Consider the following 20,663-nt stretch of genomic DNA (forward strand, 5'->3'; position numbering starts at 1 on the left):
CACCGGAGGCAGAGTCCCAAAGTTCACCCCACCGACACGTCGATGAGCACCTTCCCGACCGCTCCGCTCTCGACCAGGGCGTGGGCATCCGCCGTGTGCGCGAGGTCGAAGCGGTGCAGCGCCAGCCCCGCCTCCTCCCCCACGGCCAGGGCGCCGTCGGCGAGCGCGGCGTTGATATCCTCGGCCGCCGCCCGGATCACGTCGGCCCCCACCGTGTAGAGCAGCACGAACTGGTAGCGCACGTTGAGGCTGAAGTGCCGGCGCACGTCGAGCGTCATCTGGTCGCCGCCGTTGTTGGCGTAGACCGCGATCGACCCGCGGTTGCGGATGACGGCCAGGTCGAGCTGCGCGTTCTGGGCGGGTGCGACCTCGACGATCTGGTCGACGCCCTCGGGCGCGATCGCTCGGATCTGGGCGACGATGTCCGGGTCGGTGTAGGTGAGCACGTGCTGCGCGCCGGCCGCCGTGGCGAGCGCCGCTTTCGCGGGCCCGCTCACGGTGGTGATGACGGATGCCCCCGCCCACCGGGCCAGCTGGATCGCCGCGTGCCCGACCGCACCGGCTCCACCGGCCACGAGCACGACCTTGCCGGCCAGGGCGCCCGGCTGCAGCCGGCGCGGTCCGTCTTCGGCCACCGTCAGCGCGCGGTACGCCGTGATCGCCGGCACCCCGAGGCTGGCGCCCTGGTCGAAGCTCGCGCTCACCGGCAGTGGGAACACCCGCTCCGCGGGCAGCACGGACTGTTCCTGTGACGTGCCACTGTTCGCGCGCTGGTATGCGGCCAGCAAAAGCCACACCCGGTCGCCCACCGCGACGTGCGTCACGCCAGTGCCGAGCGCCTCCACGATTCCGGCGCCGTCCTGGCCGGGCACGACGTCGGCGAAGGCGAGCGCCTCGCCCGGCGCCGAGCCCCGGCGTGACTTCCAGTCGGTGGGGTTCACTCCGCTGACCACGATCCGCACCCGCACCTCGCCGGCTCCGGGTTCGGTCGCCGGCCGATCGACGAGGTGGAGCACGGACGGGTCACCGGTCTGGCTGTACACAATGGACTTCATGTCAGGGGTAACGCGGGCGGGGGGTTGAATGTGTGTGTGATCAACTCTTTGTAGGCCGTCTCGGCGCTGGGCATGGGCCCTGGCAAGGTCCGTGCTTGGGAGAGCGATTGTGTACAAGCAACGCCGCCGGAAACCGCTAAATCACGGGAGTCTTTGCCGCAAAGTACTCGTAGAGACTCGACTCGATTGGACTCGCCAGACCAAGCGTCATAGAGACAACGTCATGCCCACTCTTTCCGGACATTTTCGTCTGGCGAGCGTCTTGCGATGTCGCTCTGCCGAGATAGTAGAAATCAGTGCCTTCTGCATCGTCCTTTTTGGCGAACACATGCAACGGGAGACGATTCTCAACAATCGCCTTCACCTCCCCACTCGCGAGTGTTCGTCTGCTCCGGGTGTGCCAAGTGAGGGTTGATGGGTTGAGAAACTCGTCCTCGTACTTCGTGCTCTCGGAGACCGCTGACCCCTTGTGGTACGTAACGAAAATGGGGCAACTGTCTGAGAAGGTGTCGACTTTGTATCCATAGATGGTGCTCTGCTGATTCGACTGCCAGTTGAGCAGCCGGCAGACATCCTTGCGAGAGTATCGTCGCCCGACCTCAAGCTGACCGCTCCAGTTGTAGCGGTGGCGCGCAAGGTACAACCCGGTATCGACGACATCGCGGACGTGCATTCTGAAAATCGTGTCCGTGTCCCATGCCATAGTGATTTTCTCGACGAGGCTGTAGGCCCCGTCCCGAAGTATGACGATCGGTTCCGCGCCGTACTTGGCGGCTTCTGCTTCGGTGAAAAACGTTAGGTCCAATACGGCCTGGACGGAATTGAGCGTCGGCGAATCGTTGACCAGCCCGCTCGCCGCGAGCAGATTCTGGTATCGCTCAACCGTCACGCCCTTGGGGTGCGAGAGAAGCGTTTCGAGTAGGAGTAGCTCATGCGGCCGCTTGCCGTTGAGTAGTTCTCCGGAGAGGAATGTCAGGACCGCGCCCTCGAACGCTCCCGCCTGGACGTCGAGTGCTCCGACCTTGTTCAGAAATGTCCAGTAGTTCTTCTGTTTTGTCGCAATGACAGTTGGGTCGACGGTGTCGAAGCGGGCGAAGTCGATGAGCTGCGGCGATCGACCCAATCGGTTCTTGAGATCAACGAAGGATTTCTTGAGGTTTGACATGCTGTCGAGAGTTGTTGTCGCTAGGGAAGCGAATATCTTCTGCCTCGAAATCGCGTCAAAGTTGACACTCGAGAGTCCCGCAATCGCTCCAGCTTCTTGCGCATCGATGATCTTTTTGCGGATCGAATCTTTGTTCAGGGTGCTGTCGCCGAACAGCGCGATGGGGATCAAATAGTTGTTGGCATAGTTGCCGATGAAGTCGATCACTACGAGGTGGTCTTTGCCCGCGGCTTTTCGCAGTCCTCGACCCAACTGCTGGGTAAACACAATGCTCGACAACGTCTGCCGAAGCATTACAACCTGATTGACCGAGGGGATATCGATACCTTCGTTGAAAATATCAACGGTCGCGATGTAGTCGAGTTCGCCGCTTTCCAGCATCTGTACAGCCCGCTCGCGTTCCTCGACCGAATTGGCGCCGCTCAAGGCACGTGTTCGAAGGAGTTGCCCGTGGACAGCACGCTGATTGAGAATTCTGGACAACTCTGCAGCTTCGTCATTCTTGCTGCAGAAGATCAGCCCCTTGACCGGAGCACCTGCGTGGCCATACTTTTCAATCTGAGCAATGAGGTGGTCTACACGCTCGGTCGCGACCAGCCGGCTCAGATCCGCGACTTGATCAATGACCTCTCCATTTTTCACGTAGTCGGTGACGCCGTAGTAATGGAATGGCGCCAACATGTCTGCCTTAAGGGCCTTCTGCAAACGGATTTCATACGGCACGTTGTAGTCAAAGAGCTCGAACACGTTGAAGTCGTCAGTGCGCTCGGGGGTCGCGGTCATCCCGAGCAAGAAATCCGGCTGAAGGTGATCGATCAGCTTCCGGTAGCTCGCGGCACCCGCCCGGTGGACTTCATCAATCAAAACGTAGTCAAAAGTATCGGGGCTGATCTCGCGAAGATTCTCGGGCCGAGAAAGCGATTGAATCGATGCGAACACGTAGCGTCGATCGAGATCCCTCTTCGACCCGACGAACTTGCCAAAGTCGCTGTCTGGGGCATTGAGCACCAGCTTGAACTCGTCGATTGCGCGGTCCAGAATCTGCTCGCGGTGCACGACGAAGAGCATCCGCTTGGGCGCGTATGCCCGAACGTCGAGCGCGGAAAGGATCGTCTTTCCTGTTCCTGTCGCCGATACGACGACTGCGCGATTCTCGCCTCCGTCGCGCAGGGTCTGTATCTCGGCCAGTGCTTCGACCTGCATTGAGTTCGCGACAATCATTCCCCTCGGCGGCAGATCGCCAAGCGACTCCATCGATGCGGATGCTTGAAGCGGCGGCCGAGGCTGCAGAGCCCAAGTCAGCTCATAGTCGTCGATCCATTTCCGGGTCAGGGCAGTCGATGCTTCGATATGTGCGTGGGCCGCGGACTTCAGCTGGTGAACAATGTCCCCATCGGGGAGCGCGGAAAAGCGCAGATTCCATTCGTGGTTTTTCAACAGCGCTTTTGCGGTCAAGTTGGAGCTGCCGACAATCGCTGTGGTGCTCTCCTCCTGCTCGAAAATGTATCCCTTCGCGTGGAACCCAGCTGTGGAGTCTGGATGCACGTAAACATCCACGCCCTTGAGGTTGAGGAGCTCACGGAACGCGGCAGGCGAGTTGAATCCGAGGTAGGTGGACGTGATGATCGTGCCGGTTCCTCGGTAGTCGAGGAGTGATTGCTTGAGCAACGCGATTGCATTCGGTGTGATGAAAGCGACCGAGAATACGAAATTGCGCGATCGCTTGAGCTCATCGAGGATCGCCTTGAGCATCGTCTGGCCATCGGAATTTGAAATCAGAGTGGGGTGGAAAACCTGATCAGCGTTGACGTGTGAGTTCAAGAAACCGAAAGTGTTGTCGAGCGTGAGCTGACTAGCGGTGTCACTCAAACGAGAAAGTCCTTCATGACGCGCTCGACTGCAGGAATGTCGGCGGGGGCCCAATCAAGCTGGTCAAGCTCAGCGGCATCTACCCAGCGAAGCTCCGCGTGCTCTGTCAGTCGAGGTTCCTTGCCGACGAGCGAGCAGTAGTAGGTCGTGAGGACGACAATGCCGAAGTCGTACTCGTGCTCGGTGGTCGCGACATGATCGCCAATTTCTGCGGAGCAGAGCAGCTCTTCATCGAGTTCGCGGAGCAAGGCCTGTTCCGGTGACTCGTTCGGCTCAATCTTGCCTCCCGGGAACTCCCACATGCCGGGCAGAGACATCGTCGAACTGCGCTGCGCCGCAAGAATTGTCTGCCCCCGAGTGAGGACAGCACCGACCACATTGATTCTCTTTTTCAAAGCGTGTCTCCCCATTGCGTGGCCGTCGATTCGTATGGCCAGCTTAGCTAGCGGCGGTGAGCCGATGCCTGCCCCTTCTATCCTCGCGACATAGCACTGGCCCTGCTCACGTCGCTGGCTTCTAGGCAAACCGCACGCGCTCCGCGACGGTCGCCCGCAGGCGGTCAAGCTGCCATGTTGCACCCTCGTCCACACCGGGCAGTCCCTGCACCAGTGCCGCAGCCAGATGACTGGCCCCGACGACAAAGGTCGGCATCGCTCCACCACCCAGTTGCTGGAGCCGGGTCTGGAGCAGTGCTGAATCCGCATAAACGAGGAGGGTCGCCGAGGCACCACCGATCCCCAACGTCTTGCCAACCTCCGCCAGGCGGGGCCGGAGTGTGTCGCGCACGTCGAGAACAGCGCGGCCGCCGTGCCGCAGTGAATCGTGCTCCACGGTCACCGGCCCCGCCTCGGCCATGGATTCGATCACGATCAGACCCTGCGGAGCGACTACTAAGTGATCGAACCGTGTGTGCCCCGCACCAAGTTCTACGTCGTGCCAGATCGAGAAGCGCGGGCCGACGGAAGCCAGCTCGCGGGCGGTGTTTTCCTGCGCCATGGCCCGGTCTAACCACACACGGATGCTCGGGGGCGCTACTCGCACGGCGTCCTCCGAGTACGGCGCCGCCAAGAGTGGTGCGGTGTTGGACGGCCGGGCACGGAGATCAATCTCGAAGGCCCTTTGCGCACGGCGGAAATCTGCCTGGGCCGCGGCAAACGTCGCGGCCTTTTCCTTCGCATATCGGATGAGTTCCCGGCGGTAGGAATCCCGACGCATCCGAAGTACTGAAACGGGCACGGAACTAATCGCCCCGGCGAAGCCGCCGAATCCGGCCACCAGGAGCAGCGGCATCCAGATTGCGGCGATGCCCTCCACGAGATGTCCCTGTCTCCAGGCAAGGAAAAGGACGAGGCCCGCTCCGACCGCAGCAAACGATGTCGTCATCTGCGCGCCCAGTCGCAGCCCTTGGCGGAGGAACCTGCCGCGCGCCGTGCGCGCCGGAACCCAGGGCACAGGCGGCGACGGAGGGGTGGGGTTGACCAGCCAGACGAGCATCAAATCACGGTATTTCAGGCGGAAACTTCCTCCGGGATGCCCCTGGCTGTCCGCACGCCGCGCTCGTGGTCGTTCCTCGGCTGTCGATGGCCGAGTCGGTGTGCGGGACGTCTGACTCGTCGGTCCGACCCGCGGCTCAGCCGCACTGTGGTGAGCCGAACCGGCGCTCAGCGCACGGTCGTAGGCCGCGCGCCTGTCGGGGGTGCCCAGCGCGGCCCACGCGTCCTGCACAATGCGGAACTGCTCTGCGGAACCGCCGGTGTCCGGATGGCTGGTGCGCTGCATCCGTCGATAGGCACGCTTGAGCTCGTGCGCGCTGACGGATGCCGCCACGCCCAGCACGCCGTAATGGGTCGCTCCGGAGGTGGTCACGTGAGCTGGGCAGAGACTCGACGCACCAGCTGCCCTATCAGCGTCTTCATGCCGCCGCTCACCGTTTCTTCCAGAGGAGCTTCGTCGTGCGAATGACGAAAGCGACTGCCGCCAGCAGGGTCGAGAACGTCAGCAGCATCTGTGCGACGGTTCCCATACTCACCAGCGTCGTCGAAGGCAGGGGCGGGTTGGTAATCCCGTACTGCCAGAGAAGGTATCCGCCGAGCGCGACGAGCACTGTCATTGCGAGAGCGGCGAGGAAGAGCTTCAGACCGTTGCTCCGAAGCACCTGCACCACGCCGTCCAGGAGAAACGAAGCAACAAACGGCAGCGGTACGGTCATCACAAGAATCCCGCCGTATGCCGCCAGCAGCGACCCGAATCCGGTTATGTTCATGCGTCAGTCCCCCAACTGTTAGTTCGTGTCTTTCTTGCGTTTGGTTTAGCCGCCGAGATGCCAGGTGCACGATCCGTCGTCCCAGTTCATCGTCGCCGAGAACTGGTAACCGCTCGAGGTCCCGTCGGCATTCTCCTTATTGATGGCCATGCAGGTGAAGGTCGTGGTGATGGCGGTGAGGTCATCCGTTGATCCACGGCCAACGGCGTACAAGACGATTTGGTGATCGGGTGCGTTGTCATTGCCTCGCGAAGAATCTTCGTCTGACGTGTTGCCAGCCTATGGGCGCTTCGGGGTGCAAAGTCGCCTGTGGTCTGGCTATCTGTCCCCAGTTCAGGGCAAATGGGCGGCCGAGGTCACGCTGAGGACAACGCAGACATATCGGTTTGCCGGCCGGTCGGACCTCGTCGCCCGAGGGGGCTGGTCTCGACAGGCTCGACCACCGACGGGCTCGACCGGCCGAGGGGCACTGGTCTCGACGTAGCTCCAGCGGGAGTCGGGCGCCATCGCGAACGCGACCCGGTTCATCCGTGCCGTTGTCGCCGTGGCGGTCACGTTGACGCGGGCAGGGGCGCGATGTTCTGGTTCAGCCGGAAGAAGTTCTCCGGATCCCAGGTGCGTTTGAGGGCCCGGAGCCGGGTGTACTTTGCCTCGCCATACGCCTGCCGAACCCGCTCTTCGCCCTCGTCCATCAGAAAGTTCACGTAGACGCTGGTGTGGAAGGGCTCGAGGTCCGACCAGAAGTTGCGCACCCAGTCGCGTTCCCGGTCGAACCCGTCGGGGCCCTCCGTGGCGGCGGTGATGTTGAACGTGTGGCCGGCGGCTCGCCCGTGGAACGCTGTGTCGTCTGCGGCCACGCGGGCCGAAGCTCCCCCGCCCTGCCAGATCGGGAATGCGGTCAGCGGCGACGTGATCCTGGCCGCGTGATCGGCCGTGATGTCGATGACCTCGTCGGTGAGCTCAGCGACATCGCAGGACCGCATGTAGTACCACCGGCCGGGCGGGTAGCTGGGGTCGAACATGGCCTGATGCTCCAGGAACGGCTTCGGCCGGCACAGATCCAGTACCGGGTGGCCGAACGCCTTCAGCGGCTTCATCACTTCTTCGCCGTCCTCCACCGACCCAGCGAAGCAGCTGACGACGGCGACGACGGGCTGTCCGCGCAGGTCGGCTGGCATCCAGTCGACGTCAGGGGCGCGGCGGTGCACCACCATGGTCATCAGGTCGTCGGGCGCCTCGGCAATCCACTCGCGGTAGAACCGCAGCACCTTCGCCGACTCGGTCCCGGGCCAGAAGACCGGCCCGGCCATAAGGATCGGGCCGACCGGGTTCAGCCGGAACTCGAACTCGGTGACGATCCCGAAGTTGCCGCCGCCCCCGCGCACTCCCCAGAACAGCTCGGGGTTCTCACTGGCGCTCGCCCGCACGAACTCGCCGTCGGCCGTGACCATGCCGACCGACAGCAGCTGGTCGATGGTCAGCCCGTGCTTGCGCATCAGCCAGCCCAGGCCGCCGCCGAGGGTCAGCCCGGCGACACCGGTGTGGGTCACGATCCCCGACGGCACCGCGAGCGCGTGCTGCTGCGTGGCCCGGTCCAGATCTCCGAGCAGCGCCCCGGCCTGCACGCTCGCCGTGCGAGCTTCGGGATCGACCCGGATGCCGTTCATCGGCGACAGGTCGATGACCAGTCCGTCGTCGCAGACGGAGTGTCCGGGAAAGCTGTGCCCGCCACCGCGCACCGCCACCAGCACATCATTGCGTCGGGCGAAGCGGACCACGGCACTCACGTCGTCGCGGGAGGCGCACCGGGCGATCAGGCCGGGGAATCGGCTGATCGAGCCGTTCCACACCCGGCGCGCCTGGTCGTAGGCCGCGTCGCGGGGTCGGATCAGCTCGCCGCGCAGGTGCGCGGCGAGGTCGGCGACCGCGCGCTCATCGACGTCGACGCGGCCGCCGCTGATCGTCGCCAGCATGGTCATGGCGTCGGCCTCTTCGCGTCCACGGAGTACATGGTAGAACCGGGTTAGGTAATGCGATAGTGCCGGGTAGCTGGTGCTCCGGCTGGAAGTCGGCCTCGGCCGCGAAGACGGTCAGGATCTTGCCCGACGGCTGCCGGAACGTGCCGCGCCCGCGCAGCGGCACGTCGGGAGCCGGCACACCCATCTCCTCCGCGAATTCCCGACGGGCGGTCTCGAGCGGATCCTCGCCCTTGTCGTGCTCGCCCTTGGGAATGGTCCACGCGCCGGAGTCTTTTCGGGCCCAGAACGGGCCGCCCCTGCGCGCCAGCCAGACCTCCGGGGCGGCGTCGGCCGCGACCCGGTACAGCAGGATTCCCGCGCTCCGCTGGGGCATCCGAACCTCCGATCGCCGGGGCGGTCACCACGCTGCGCACCCGCCGGAATGCTACCGCTGCGGGTGGGTGCTGGCGACGCTTCCCCCACCTCGACTCGCACGCCAACGCGCCCCGCGGGCTCGTGCGTTCCGCTCAAGCACTATCGCAGCGACGCGCGGGTGCGTTCGGTGATGCTCGAGATTCGCCGGGACGTCTACCTGGATAAAGCCACGGTGACGCTCAAGCCGGAGGGGTTCGGGTTGCTCCGTCGCTGCAGTGGCTGGTCGACCGGGTTGGGCGGGCGTGAATGCCGTCCGACTGAGTTGGGGCGGCGTTCCGAACTAGACGTCGTGGGTTTCGGCCGCCCGAGGGAAGGCATCCCCCTGGCGGCTCATCGAACGAAGACGATCTGTCATCACCGACCCACGGGGCATAACTCCTGCAGATTGGGTGGCGCGGCGGCCGGACCCGCGTGTTTCCGAGGTCTCCGGGCCAGCGTCTGCGAATCTGCAGGAGTTATGCACATGTGCGGGGTGATGAGCCTGCCGGTGAGGTCACCCGAGGGGAAGGGGCAGCCGTTAGGCGAGGGCGGAGGAGAGTTCCGCCTTCTTCGCCTTTCGGATCTCGTGCAAGATCGGCTCGGTGTAGCCGTTGGGCGAGGATGCGCCGTCGACGATGAGGCGGCGCGCGGCCTGGAAGGCGAGCCCCGGCCCGTTGTGGCCGATCAGCGCCTCGTAGGTCGGGTCGCCGGCGTTCTGCGCGTCGACGACCGGGGCCAGCCGAGCAAGGCTGGCGTCGACATCCGTCTCGGTGATGACGCCGTGGGTGAGCCAGTTGGCGAGCAGCTGGCTGGAGATGCGCAGGGTGGCGCGGTCCTCCATCAGGGCTACGCCGTGGATGTCCGGCACCTTGGAGCACCCGACCCCCTGATCGACCCAGCGCACGACGTAGCCGAGGATCGACTGCACATTGTTGTCCAACTCGGTCAGGCGCTCCTCGCGGGTGAGGTCCCGCTCGCCGAGCGGGAGAACGAGAATCGGGTCCAGCGCCTGAGGAATGCGCCCGGCCAGTTCCCGCTGGCGGGCGGCCACGTCGACCTCGTGGTAGTGGATGGCGTGCAGGGTCGCGGCCGTGGGTGACGGGACCCAGGCGGTGGTTGCTCCGGAAAGGGGATGTGCGATCTTCTGCTCGAGCATGTCGTGCATGAGATCGGGCATGGCCCACATGCCCTTGCCGATCTGGGCCCGGCCGGGGAACCCCGCGGAGAGGCCCGCATCGACGTTCGCGTTCTCGTAGGCCGCCATGAAGGACAGGGCGCGGATCGCGCCCTTGGTGGCCACGGGCCCGGCGTGCATCGACGTGTGGATCTCGTCGCCGGTGCGATCGAGGAACCCGGTGTTGATGAAGACGATGCGCTCCGCGGCGACGGCGATGCAGGCACGGAGGTTCAGCGTGGTTCGCCGTTCCTCGTCCATGATCCCCACCTTCACGGTGAGCGGGGGCAGGCCCAGGAGCTGCTCGACCCGGGCGAACAGGTCCACTGTGAACGCCACCTCCTGCGGGCCGTGCATCTTCGGCTTGACGATGTAGACCGAGCCGGTGCGCGAGTTGCCACCGCGGGTCTCGCCGGCAAGGTCGGGGATGGATCCGAGCACGGTGAGCACCGCGTCGAGGATTCCTTCGAAGACGTCGGCGCCGGACGCATCCCGCACGGTGTCGGTTCCCATCAGGTGCCCGACGTTGCGCACCAGCAGCAGGCTGCGGCCGGGCAGGGTCAGCGTGCCACCGCCCGGAGCCGTGTAGACGCGGTCGGCGTTCATGGTGCGGATGAAGGTGCCGCCGCCCTTCCGCACGGTCTCGGTCAGCGTGCCACGCATCAGTTCACGCCAGTTGCGGTAGCCGAGCACCTTGTCGTCGGCGTCGACCGCGGCGACCGAGTCCTCGAGGTCCATGATGGTCGTGACCGCCGACTCGAGCACGATGTCCTGGATGCCGGCGGTGTCCTCAGCCCCGATCGGTGCCCCCCGGTCGAAGATCACGTCGAGGTGCAGGCCGTGCTGACGGAACAGCACAGACGTCGGCGCCGCCGCCTCCCCGGTGTAGCCGACGAACGCCGAGGGGGCGGCCAGGGCGACGGATGCCCCGTGCCCCAGTTGCACGACCAGCCGGCCGTTGTCGACCTGGTAGGCCACGGCATCGGTGTGCGAGCCGCCCGACAGCGGAGCGGCCTGGTCGAGCAGGGCCCGGCCGCGCGCGATCACCCGTCGGCCGCGGACGGGGTTGTAGCCGCCCGCCCGGGTGGCGCCGTCGTCTTCGGGGATGGCGTCGGTGCCGTAGAGCGCGTCATAGAGCGAACCCCAGCGGGCGTTCGCCGCGTTGACCGCGAACCGGGCGTTGAGCAGCGGGACGACGAGCTGAGGCCCGGCCTGGGTGGCGATCTCCGCGTCGACATTGGCGGTGGTGATGCTGAAGCCGGCGGGTTCGGGCTCGAGGTAGCCGATTCCGGTGAGGAAGGCGCGGTACTCGGCCGGGTCAGGCTGACCGGGGTATGCCCGGTGGAAGTCGTCGATCTGGGTCTGCAGGTCATCCCTGGTGCGGAGCAGCTCGAGGTTGCGCGGGGTAAGTTCGCTGATCAGCGCGCTCAGGCCCTGCCAGAAGAAATCCGCGGCGATGCCGGTGCCAGGCAGAGCTTCGTTCTCGACGAACGCGGCGAACGCGGCGGCGACGTCGAGGTCGGCACGGTCGACCCGGGATTCGGCCCCAGACCCGGCCCTGGCGGAGAGGCCGGCGGCCGTAGCGGAAACTGGTGCTGAGACGGGCGTGTTCATCGGTGAGCTCCTTGAGCTAGTGCGGGTACGCCCGCGTTCCGGCTGTGTCCGCTCAGTCTCTCACCCATCCGTCTAAAATGGAAACGTGATTCCGCATCACGGAATCGGTCGGTCGTACGTTTCTGGGTGCCCTGACCTGCGGTCCGGCGCCTGCGGTTGAGGCCGCGCGGTTCGTGGCCGGCAATTGAGGCCGCGGTTCAGGACCTGCGGTTGACGTTCTCGATGTCGGCGGCGATCGCGTGGGCCGCCTCGGTGAGGATCGGGATGGCCCGCGCGGCGAACTGCTCGTCGACCCGGGTGAGCGGACCGGAGACCGAGATCGCGGTCTGGCTGGGCATACCGGGCACGGCCACCGCGTAGCACCGCACGCCGCGTTCCTGCTCGTTGTCGTCGATGGAGTAGCCGCGGCTGCGAATCCGGGCCAGATCCTCGAGCAGGGCGTCGACGTCACCGATGCTGTGGTCGGTCGGCGTCGGCATGCCGGCGCGACCGACGATCCGCCGCACGTGTGCGTCATCGAGCTGGGCCAGGATCGCCTTGCCGACCCCGGAGGTGTGGGTGTGCACGCGCCGGCCGACCTCGGTGAACATCCGCATCGAGTGCGCCGAGGGCACCTGCGCGACGTAGGTGGCCATGTCGCCGTCGAGGATCGCCATATTCGCTGTCTCCCCCAACTGTGCCACGACACCGGCCAGGTGCGGCCGGGCCCAGGCCCCGAGCTGCCGGCTGGCGACCTCGCCCATGCGAATCAGGCCCGGCCCGAGGCCGTAGCGACGATTGGACAGCTGCCGCACGTAGCCCAGCGACACGAGGGTACGCAACAGCCGATGGATGGTGGGCAACGGCAGATCGGCGAGCTCAGCGAGCTCGGAGAGGGTGACCTCGTACCGCGCGTTCGTGATCAGTTCCAGCAGCTCGAACGCACGCTCGACCGATTGCACTCCCGTGCTTGCTCTTTCTGCCATGTGCGCGCTCCCTCGGTTGTCTGTGACAAATTATATCCACATCGCGGAAAACTTGTCGACAGGCCCTTGACGCACAATCCGCGGTCTGCGTATGCTTTCCACCAAACAAGAAGTAACTTCCACCATTCGGAAACATTCGAGGGGCGGAGAGGTGACCGGTGAAGGGATGTCCGATGACGTACACGGTGAATTGCTCGATCATGCTGACGGAGTTTGCACTGCTCGAGCGCCCAGTGATCGCCAAACACGCGGGCTTCGATGCGGTCGAGTTCTGGTGGCCGTTCGCGAGTTCGGTTCCCGTCGACGCCGAGGTCACGGCGTTTGAGAGGGCGATCACGGATGCCGGGGTGCAGCTCACCGGGCTCAACTTCAACGCGGGCGACATGCCCGGCGGTGACCGCGGTCTCGTCTCCTGGGGTGCCCGGTCGACCGAGTTCCGGGACAACCTCGACGTGGTCGCCGGCATCGGCGCGAACCTCGGCTGCCGCTCGTTCAACGCGCTCTACGGCAACCGGATCGCCGGGGAGACACCGGCCGGGCAGGATGAGATCGCGATCGAGAACCTGGCTCTTGCGGCATCCGCTGTCGCCCGGATCGGGGGGACGGTGCTACTCGAACCGGTCAGCGGCGCCCCGGACTACCCGCTGCGGACCGCGGCTGACGTGCTGCGCGTGATCTCCCGCGTCACTGCGACCTCCGGCGCGGAGAACGTCACGCTCTTGGCCGACTTTTACCACCTCGCGGTGAATGGCGACGACGTCGACGCGGTCATCGAGCAGCACGCTGCCCACTTCGGCCACATCCAGATCGCCGACAGCCCCGGCCGAGGCGCGCCGGGAACCGGCGACCTCCCCCTGGAGCGGTGGATCGCGCGGAGCCGTGAACTCGGCTACGAGGGCCCCATCGGTCTGGAATACAAGCAGCCCGCGGAGACCGCCTTCGAATGGATCCCGCAAGAATCCCTTGCCCGCTGATGCCCGGTCACCCGCCAGACCCAACGACAGTTCCCACGTCGTGAGCATCGTCAGTTCCCACGTCGTCACCATCGTCAGCAAAGGACGCACAATGAGCAACGTCTCCGTCATCGGCCTCGGCATCATGGGGCTACCCATGGCCGTCAACCTGGTCAAGGCCGGCCACACCGTCACCGGCTTCAATCGCAGCCCGGCCCGCATCGAACGACTGATCGCCGCCGGCGGGTTGGGCGCGACCAGTGTCGCCGACGCCGCCCGCGGGGCCGACGTGATCCTCACCATGCTGCCCGACTCCCCCGACGTCGAAGGCGTCGTCAGTGGACCGGACGGCGTTTTCGCCCATGCCGCCCCAGGCACGCTCTGGATCGATGCCAGCACCATCCGACCGGATGTGGCCCAGCGCCTCGCCAACGATGCCACCGCCGCTGGCCTGCGCGCCCTCGACGCGCCGGTCTCCGGCGGGGAGCGGGGCGCCATCGACGGTGTCCTGTCGATCATGGTCGGCGGAGACGCCGCCGACTTCGACGCCGCCGGCGAGGTGCTCGGCGCGGTCGGGAAGACCATTGTGCACGTCGGTCCGGCCGGCTCCGGGCAGACCGTGAAGGCAGCCAACCAGCTGATCGTGGCCGTGAACATTCAGGCGCTGGCCGAAGCCATCGTCTTTCTCGAGGCCCACGGCGTCGACCTCGACGCGGCGCTGACCGTGCTCGGCGGCGGACTGGCCGGCTCCAAGGTGCTCGAACAGAAGGGCCGGAAGATGCTCACCCGCAGCTTCGACCCCGGCTTCCGCCTCGCCCTCCATCACAAGGACCTGGGCATCGTCACCGCCGCCTCTCGCGAGGCCGGCGTCGTCACCCCCCTCGGCGCGGTCGTCGCCGGGCTCGTCGCGAACGCCGTCAACCACGGCGACGGGGCACTGGACCACTCCGGGCTGTTCAAGGGGGTTCTGGAGCTCTCCGGCCGCGACTGACCGCGCTCGGGTCGCCCCCGAGCTCACCCCCGCCGCGCCGAGGCACGACCGGAACACCGTCGGCCGGCCTTTCCCGGCCGCCAGCCATCCCCACAGCCGCTCAGCGGCACCCGTATCGCACCGAAACCACAGACTCTCCTCGAAGGAGCACCACATGACTCGCATGCGCACGGTTGACGCCGCCGTACTGATCCTGGAGAAGGAGAACGCCGTCGAGGCGTTCGGCCTTCCCGGCGCGGCCATCAACCCGTTCTACTCCGCCATGAAGGCTCACGGCGGCATCCGCCACACCCTGGCCCGCCATGTCGAGGGTGCCTCACACATGGCCGACGGGTACTCCCGGGCGGTCGCCGGCAACATCGGCATCTGCATCGGAACCTCCGGTCCGGCCGGCACCGACATGATCACCGGCCTGTACGCGGCCTGGGCCGACTCGATCCCGATCCTCTGCATCACCGGGCAGGCCCCGGTGGCCAAGCTGCACAAGGAGGACTTTCAGGCGGTGGACATCGAGACCATCGCCCAGACCGTCACCAAGATGGCGATGACAGTGCGGGAACCTGGCCAGATGCCCGGCGCCTTCCAGAAGGCCTTCCAGCTCATGCGCTCCGGTCGCCCCGGACCGGTGCTGCTCGACCTGCCGATCGACGTGCAGCTTGCGCAGATCGAGTTCGACATCGACGCCTACGAGCCGCTGCCGGTGGAGAAGCCGAAGGCCAGTCGCGCCCAGCTGGAGAAGGCCCTCACCCTGCTCACCGCATCTGCCCGGCCGATCATCATCGCCGGCGGCGGCGTGATCAACGCCGACGCGAGCGCGCAACTGGTCGAACTGGCCGAAACGCTCGGCGTGCCGGTCGTGCCCACCCTGATGGGGTGGGGTGCGATCTCCGACGCCCACCCGCTGATGGCGGGCATGGTCGGCCTACAGACCTCCCACCGCTACGGCAATGCGACCCTGCTCGCCTCGGACTTCGTGATCGGGATCGGGAACCGCTGGGCCAACCGCCACACCGGCGGCCTCGACACCTACACCGCCGGGCGCACCTTCGTGCACATCGACATCGAGCCGACCCAGATCGGCCGGGTGTTCTCGCCGCACCTGGGGATCACCTCCGACGCCGGCGCGGCCCTGGACGGGTTGCTCGAGCTGGCCCGGGAACGGCAGCAGGCCGGCACTCTGCCGGACTACTCCGAGTGGGCCGCCGAGTGCGCCGAACGCAAGGCCACGATGCACCGCAAAACTCACTTCGACACCATCCCGATCAAGCCGCAGCGGGTCTACGAGGAGATGAACAAGGCGTTCGATCAGGACACCGTGTATGTGACCACGATCGGCCTGTCGCAGATCGCCGGCGCGCAGATGCTGCACGTCTTCGGGCCCCGCAAGTGGATAAACGCCGCTCAGGCCGGCCCCCTCGGCTGGACCCTGCCGGCCGCGCTCGGCGTGGTGCGGGCCAATCCCGGCGGCACCGTCGTCGCCCTCTCCGGCGACTACGACTTCCAGTTCATGATCGAAGAGCTCGCGGTCGGCGCCCAGTTCAATCTGCCCTACATCCACGTGGTCGTGAACAACTCCTACCTCGGCCTGATCCGCCAGGCCCAGCGCGGCTTCGACATGGACTTCCACGTCTCCCTCGCGTTCGACAACATCAACTCCCCCGACACCAACGGCTACGGCGTCGACCACGTCGCCGTGGCCGAGGGACTCGGCTGCAAGGCCGTGCGAGTGACCGACCCGGCCGAGCTCAGGCAGGCGTTCGCCACCGCCCATGCAATGCTGGACCAGTACCGGGTGCCGGTCGTGGTGGAAGTGATCCTGGAACGGGTCACCAATGTCTCGATGGCAGCCGCCGAGATCGACGCGGTGAACGAGTTCGAGGAGATCGCGTTGACCGAGGCCGACGCGCCGACCGGGAATCTCCCGGTGTGGGTCTAGAGGGCATCGTGCGCGTCGTCATCGCCCCGGATAAGTTCAAGGGCTCCCTCTCCGCACCAGAGGTCGCAAGCCATCTGGAGGCAGGGCTGCGAGCCGCAGCCGCGAGCCGCGGCTACCCGATCGACGTGCTCTGCATTCCCGTGGCCGACGGCGGCGAAGGAACCGTCGACGCCGCGGTCGGCGCGGGCTTCGAGCGCCGCATCGTCACGGTCAGCGGTTCTACCGGCCAACCGGTTCCGGCGGCCTTCGCCGTGCGCGGCGCCGAAGCAGTGATCGAGATGGCCGCCGCGTCGGGCCTCGATCAGCTGCCCGGCGGCATCCGGGACCCGCTGGGTGCGACCAGCCGGGGAACCGGGGAGCTGATTCGCGCCGCGCTGGACGCGGGATGCCGGCGCATCATTCTGGCGATCGGCGGAAGCGCCTGCACCGACGGCGGCTCGGGGCTGCTGCGCGCGATCGGGGCCCGCTTCCTGGGCGCCGACGCAGCCGACCTCGCTGAGGGTGGTGCCGCCCTGGTCGGGTTGCAGCACATCGACCTGTCCGGGCTGGACAGTCGCCTGTCCGAGACAAGCATTCTGCTCGCCAGTGATGTCGACAATCCGCTCCTCGGCGAGCGTGGCGCCGCCAGGGTCTTCGGTGCTCAGAAGGGCGCCTCCCCGACTGACATCGTTGTCCTCGAAGCCGCCCTGTCCCGGTTCGTCGTCGTGCTGACGGATGCCGGCGGGCTGGCGGCGGACGCCGAGAACGCGCCGGGCGCGGGTGCGGCGGGTGGGGTCGGCTATGCCGCTCTGGCCGTTCTCGGCGCCACTCGGAGACCCGGAATCGACATCGTCCTGGAGCTCACCGACTTTGAGAATCAGCTGGCAGGTGCGGATCTCGTCATCACCGGCGAAGGAAGCCTGGACCACCAGAGCCTCGCCGGCAAGACTCCCGTCGGTGTCGCCCGCGCCGCCTCCCGTGCGGGAATCCCCGTCGTCGCGGTGTGCGGTCGAACGACCCTCAATCAGGACGAACTCCAGCGCGCGGGGTTTCACGAGGTCTACTCGCTCACTGACCTCGAATCCGATCCCGCCGTCAGCATGAGCAAGGCGGGGCCGCTCCTGGAGCGTATCGGTCACCGCATCGGCTGGCGCCACGCATCCGGCGAGACCGAGCCTCGGCACGCCGCCGCAACCTCGGTCACCGGCTGAACGACGCCAGCAGCGAAGGGCTGCGATCCGAGGAATAAAACGCTGCGGCAGCAGCATCCAGACCGCATTCAACCGCTCCACCCCGATTCACTGGACTTGCTCGACGGAACATTCCGCTTGACGTGCAGACGGCGAATCGGGTCATCGCTCAAGAACAACAAAGGAGTTATCGTGAGCCCTTTCATCCAAATCCTCGACCCCGTGTGGGGATCCCTCGCTTTTTCCGCAGCCTGCGCCGCCCTGCCGCTGGTACTACTGTTCGTGCTCCTCGGAGTGTTCCGCGTGAAGGCCGCGAAGGCGGCCCTTGCCGGCCTTTCCCTGGCGCTTCTGCTGGCCATCTTCGTGTGGCGAATGCCCGTCGACCAGGCGCTGAGCGCCACCGCAGCCGGGGCGTTCTACGGGCTGTTCCCCATTCTCTGGATTCTGATCAACGCCCTGTGGGTGTACAAGCTGACGGTGGCCACCCCCTGGTTCGAGGTTCTCGGTCGCACGATCCGTTCGATCTCCAACGACCTGCGCATCCTGTCAATCCTGATCGCGTTCTGCTTCGGCGCGCTGCTGGAGTCCCTCGCCGGCTTCGGCGCCCCGGTCGCTATCACCGCCGCCATGCTGATGGCCGCGGGAATGAAGCCGCTCAAGTCCGCCATGGTGTCGCTGCTGGCCAACACGGCCCCGGTGGCGTTCGGCGCCATGGCCGCCCCGATCATCGCCCTCAACGGCGTCACCGGCCTTCCGATCCAGGAGCTCGCCTCGATGGCCGGCCGTCAGACGCCGTTCATCGCCGTGCTGGTTCCACTGGTCCTCGTCTTCATCGTCGACGGCAAGCGCGGGGTCAAGCAGACCTGGCCGGTGGCCCTGGTCGCCGGTGTCGTCTTCGGAGTGGCCCAGTTCGTGACGGCGAACTTCTTCGCCGTTGAGCTGACGGATGTGGTGGCCGCCGTCACCACCGTATCTGTCGTTCTGGTCATGCTGCGCTTCTGGCAGCCGGACGAGGCCATGGGCCTGAACGACGACGTCGAACTGGTCGGTGCCGAGAGTCTGGTACGCACGACCGTGGATGCCGCGGTTCCCGCAACCGCTCTGCGCAGCACCCCCACGACCGCGATCAAGACGGCGCGACGCGCCGCCGGCGTCCCCGACCTGACCGACAACACCCGCCCGGAACCGCGCCAGGTGTGGAAGGCCATCGCCCCCTATCTGATCATCATGGCCATCTTCTCGGTCGCCCAGATCCCGGCCATCAAGGCCTGGCTCGGCGTCGTGGGCAGTGTGACCTTCGCCTGGCCCGGACTGGACGTGACCAACGCGGCCGGAGCCCCGGCGCCGGCCACGATGTTCAAGCTCGACCACCTCAAGGCCACCGGCACCCTGCTGTTCTTCTCCGGCCTGATCACCATGGCCCTCTACAAGGTCTCCCCTCGCCAGGGCCTGACGATCTATAGGGACACCCTCGCGCAGCTGCGCTGGACGATCGTCACCGTCACGTCCGTGCTGGCCCTCTCGTTCGTGATGAACCTGTCCGGCCAGACCGCCTCCCTGGGCGCCTACCTGGCCACCGCCGGCGTCTTCTTCGCCGTGATCTCACCCCTGATCGGCTGGATCGGCGTAGCCCTGACCGGCTCCGACACCTCCTCCAACGCGCTCTTCGGGCAGCTGCAGGTCACCGCCGCCAACGCGACCGGCCTGTCGCCGGTACTGATGGCCGCGGCCAACTCGTCGGCCGGCGTTCTGGGCAAGATGCTCTCACTCCAGAATCTGGCCGTGGCGGCCGCCGCCGCCGGTTTGCAGGGAGCGGAGAGCGCGCTGTTCCGCAAGCTCGTCGGCTGGAGCCTGGGTCTTCTCGTGCTGATCACGATCCTGATCGTGCTGCAGTCCACACCGGTGCTTTCCTGGATGGTCCCCGGCTCCTAACGGTTCCGGTTCTGCCTTCGGGCCCAACCACAGGTGTTCCCCCTGTGGTTGGGCCTTCGTCGTCCCCGCCCACCGTGCCCGTCGGTCCGGCCCGATGCACCTCCGCCCCCAGCCCGGGTCCAGCCCGCCGAGCCCCGCGATGGTCGAGCGTGTCTCGTGCTCCCCGTGGCGCAGGTTGCGGAGGCAGGCGCAGGTTCTGGCGTGCGCCGGCTGCTCCAGCCTGAGCCACGAGCCTCGCAGCCCGGCCACCGGACGGGCCCGAACACCGGGAGGCAAGCGTGCTTCTCGTGGCGCAGGGTGCGGAAGCGGGCGCATGTTCCAGCGCGCGCCGGCTGCTCCAGCCTGAGCCAGGAGCCACCGACCGCCTCACGGCGTGCTGCTACCTGGAGACTCGCGTCAGCTGCGCGGACGCCTGATGGCGCGCACGGTCAGTTGCGCGGCGACCGCCGTCAGGAACACGGCGAAAACGACGCTGCCGACGAACGGATCGATGGACCTGGCCAGCCACACCCCCAGCGCGGTGGTGGTGCACGCGGCGAGGCCGATCAGGCCGGCACCGATGAGGTTCACATTCAGCCAGCGCATGTTGCCGATGGTGCCGGAGATCGCGGCGGGGATCATCATCATCAGAGACGTGCCGCGCGCCACCAGGTCACTCGCCCCGAACAGCAGCATCAGCGCCGGAACCACGACGATGCCGCCCCCGACCCCAAGGAGACCCGACAGCACGCCGGTGCCCAGTCCGAGCACGGCCAGCGCGATGCCAGTGACCACGGTGGTCTCGAACGGTTGCCCGCGGTCGGGGATCGCAAGGAACAGAACGACGATCACGACGGCCAGGAAGGCCACGAAGGCGAATTGGAGGGCGCGCACCGGAACGCGCGGCAGCAGCCAGGTTCCGCCCTGTGCGCCGATCACGGCTCCGCCGGCGAGAATCAGCGCTGCGATCCACGCGACATTGCCGGTGACCCCGTAGGAGAGGGCGCCCACGGTCGCGGTGGGCACGATCGCCGCGAGCGAGGTCCCGGCGGCGAGGCGCTGCCCATAACCGAGCATCAGCACCAGGGCCGGAACGATGAGGACACCGCCGCCGACGCCGAACAACCCGGAGAGCAGCCCCGCGACGAGGCCGACCAGCAGGTGCAGGATCACTCGGCGAGGGGTCCAGGTCTTCTCGGTCATGGGTGTCGTCCTTCCTGTGGCCC

General features: G+C 66.4%; 16 protein-coding genes. 5 read left to right on the forward strand and 11 right to left on the reverse strand.

Annotated elements, in window-relative coordinates; translation table 11 throughout:
- Nucleotides 1-23: 23 nt before the first annotated feature.
- The 10 genes from E3O19_RS06360 to E3O19_RS06400 form a co-directional block, all read right to left on the reverse strand.
- Nucleotides 24-1,055 (reverse strand): NADPH:quinone reductase, encoded by a 1,032-nt coding sequence (locus E3O19_RS06360; protein WP_134566269.1) that lies wholly within the window; start codon nt 1,053-1,055, stop codon nt 24-26.
- A 136-nt stretch (nt 1,056-1,191) separates the two neighbouring features.
- Nucleotides 1,192-4,089, reverse strand: a complete 2,898-nt coding sequence (locus tag E3O19_RS06365) for a DEAD/DEAH box helicase (protein ID WP_134566270.1) — start codon at nt 4,087-4,089, stop codon at nt 1,192-1,194.
- Entirely contained in the window at nt 4,086-4,484 is a 399-nt protein-coding gene (locus E3O19_RS06370) for a (deoxy)nucleoside triphosphate pyrophosphohydrolase (RefSeq protein ID WP_134566272.1), read from the reverse strand. The genes E3O19_RS06365 and E3O19_RS06370 overlap by 4 nt, the downstream gene beginning before the upstream one ends.
- A gap of 121 nt (nt 4,485-4,605) precedes the next feature.
- On the reverse strand, nt 4,606-5,955 hold the full coding sequence (locus E3O19_RS06375) for a J domain-containing protein (protein WP_134566274.1): 1,350 nt from the start codon (nt 5,953-5,955) through the stop codon (nt 4,606-4,608).
- 58 nt (nt 5,956-6,013) lie between these two features.
- Nucleotides 6,014-6,352, reverse strand: coding sequence for a hypothetical protein (locus E3O19_RS06380; RefSeq protein WP_134566276.1), 339 nt, complete (start codon nt 6,350-6,352; stop codon nt 6,014-6,016).
- A gap of 45 nt (nt 6,353-6,397) precedes the next feature.
- A complete protein-coding gene (locus E3O19_RS17760; RefSeq protein WP_166804501.1) occupies nt 6,398-6,565 on the reverse strand; it encodes a hypothetical protein in 168 nt (55 codons plus the stop codon).
- 338 nt (nt 6,566-6,903) lie between these two features.
- Nucleotides 6,904-8,331: an FAD-binding oxidoreductase gene (locus tag E3O19_RS06385; protein WP_198413873.1), complete on the reverse strand. Its 1,428-nt coding sequence runs from the start codon at nt 8,329-8,331 to the stop codon at nt 6,904-6,906.
- Nucleotides 8,285-8,704: an NUDIX domain-containing protein gene (locus E3O19_RS06390; RefSeq protein ID WP_134566278.1), complete on the reverse strand. Its 420-nt coding sequence runs from the start codon at nt 8,702-8,704 to the stop codon at nt 8,285-8,287. The genes E3O19_RS06385 and E3O19_RS06390 overlap by 47 nt, the downstream gene beginning before the upstream one ends.
- Before the next feature lie 558 nt (nt 8,705-9,262).
- Nucleotides 9,263-11,512: a malate synthase G gene (locus E3O19_RS06395; RefSeq protein ID WP_134566280.1), complete on the reverse strand. Its 2,250-nt coding sequence runs from the start codon at nt 11,510-11,512 to the stop codon at nt 9,263-9,265.
- A 197-nt stretch (nt 11,513-11,709) separates the two neighbouring features.
- Nucleotides 11,710-12,477, reverse strand: coding sequence for an IclR family transcriptional regulator (locus E3O19_RS06400; RefSeq protein ID WP_134566282.1), 768 nt, complete (start codon nt 12,475-12,477; stop codon nt 11,710-11,712).
- Between the two features lie 173 nt (nt 12,478-12,650).
- Between E3O19_RS06400 and E3O19_RS06405 the strand changes: the two genes are divergently transcribed.
- From E3O19_RS06405 to E3O19_RS06425, 5 genes are all read left to right on the forward strand, one after another.
- Complete coding sequence (locus E3O19_RS06405) at nt 12,651-13,451, forward strand: hydroxypyruvate isomerase family protein (protein WP_134566284.1); 801 nt, start codon at nt 12,651-12,653, stop codon at nt 13,449-13,451.
- Nucleotides 13,452-13,542: 91 nt separating this feature from the next.
- A complete protein-coding gene (locus E3O19_RS06410; protein WP_134566323.1) occupies nt 13,543-14,421 on the forward strand; it encodes a 2-hydroxy-3-oxopropionate reductase in 879 nt (292 codons plus the stop codon).
- Nucleotides 14,422-14,575: 154 nt separating this feature from the next.
- Nucleotides 14,576-16,357 (forward strand): glyoxylate carboligase, encoded by a 1,782-nt coding sequence (gene gcl, locus E3O19_RS06415; RefSeq protein WP_134566286.1) that lies wholly within the window; start codon nt 14,576-14,578, stop codon nt 16,355-16,357.
- An 8-nt stretch (nt 16,358-16,365) separates the two neighbouring features.
- Nucleotides 16,366-17,547 carry a glycerate kinase gene (locus tag E3O19_RS06420; RefSeq protein WP_134566325.1) on the forward strand — a complete coding sequence of 394 codons (1,182 nt, stop codon included), beginning with the start codon at nt 16,366-16,368 and terminating at the stop codon, nt 17,545-17,547.
- A gap of 171 nt (nt 17,548-17,718) precedes the next feature.
- Nucleotides 17,719-19,458, forward strand: coding sequence for an L-lactate permease (locus tag E3O19_RS06425; protein ID WP_134566288.1), 1,740 nt, complete (start codon nt 17,719-17,721; stop codon nt 19,456-19,458).
- A gap of 396 nt (nt 19,459-19,854) precedes the next feature.
- On the opposite strand, the gene E3O19_RS06430 is transcribed toward E3O19_RS06425, so the two are convergent.
- A complete protein-coding gene (locus E3O19_RS06430; protein WP_134566290.1) occupies nt 19,855-20,640 on the reverse strand; it encodes a sulfite exporter TauE/SafE family protein in 786 nt (261 codons plus the stop codon).
- Nucleotides 20,641-20,663: the final 23 nt, after the last annotated feature.

Source organism: Cryobacterium algoritolerans, assembly GCF_004402785.1.
In the GTDB taxonomy this organism is placed as follows: Bacteria; Actinomycetota; Actinomycetes; order Actinomycetales; family Microbacteriaceae; genus Cryobacterium; species Cryobacterium algoritolerans.

Excerpts from the sequence above, each read along its gene's own strand:
- E3O19_RS06360 (WP_134566269.1), bottom strand. The coding sequence starts at position 1,055 with ATGAAGTCCATTGTGTACAGCCAGACCGGTGACCCGTCCGTGCTCCAC.
- E3O19_RS06380 (WP_134566276.1), bottom strand. The coding sequence starts at position 6,352 with ATGAACATAACCGGATTCGGGTCGCTGCTGGCGGCATACGGCGGGATT.
- E3O19_RS06385 (WP_198413873.1), bottom strand. The coding sequence starts at position 8,331 with ATGACCATGCTGGCGACGATCAGCGGCGGCCGCGTCGACGTCGATGAG.
- E3O19_RS06390 (WP_134566278.1), bottom strand. The coding sequence starts at position 8,704 with ATGCCCCAGCGGAGCGCGGGAATCCTGCTGTACCGGGTCGCGGCCGAC.
- E3O19_RS06395 (WP_134566280.1), bottom strand. The coding sequence starts at position 11,512 with ATGAACACGCCCGTCTCAGCACCAGTTTCCGCTACGGCCGCCGGCCTC.
- E3O19_RS06400 (WP_134566282.1), bottom strand. The coding sequence starts at position 12,477 with ATGGCAGAAAGAGCAAGCACGGGAGTGCAATCGGTCGAGCGTGCGTTC.
- E3O19_RS06405 (WP_134566284.1), top strand. The coding sequence starts at position 12,651 with ATGACGTACACGGTGAATTGCTCGATCATGCTGACGGAGTTTGCACTG.
- E3O19_RS06410 (WP_134566323.1), top strand. The coding sequence starts at position 13,543 with ATGAGCAACGTCTCCGTCATCGGCCTCGGCATCATGGGGCTACCCATG.
- gcl (WP_134566286.1), top strand. The coding sequence starts at position 14,576 with ATGACTCGCATGCGCACGGTTGACGCCGCCGTACTGATCCTGGAGAAG.
- E3O19_RS06430 (WP_134566290.1), bottom strand. The coding sequence starts at position 20,640 with ATGACCGAGAAGACCTGGACCCCTCGCCGAGTGATCCTGCACCTGCTG.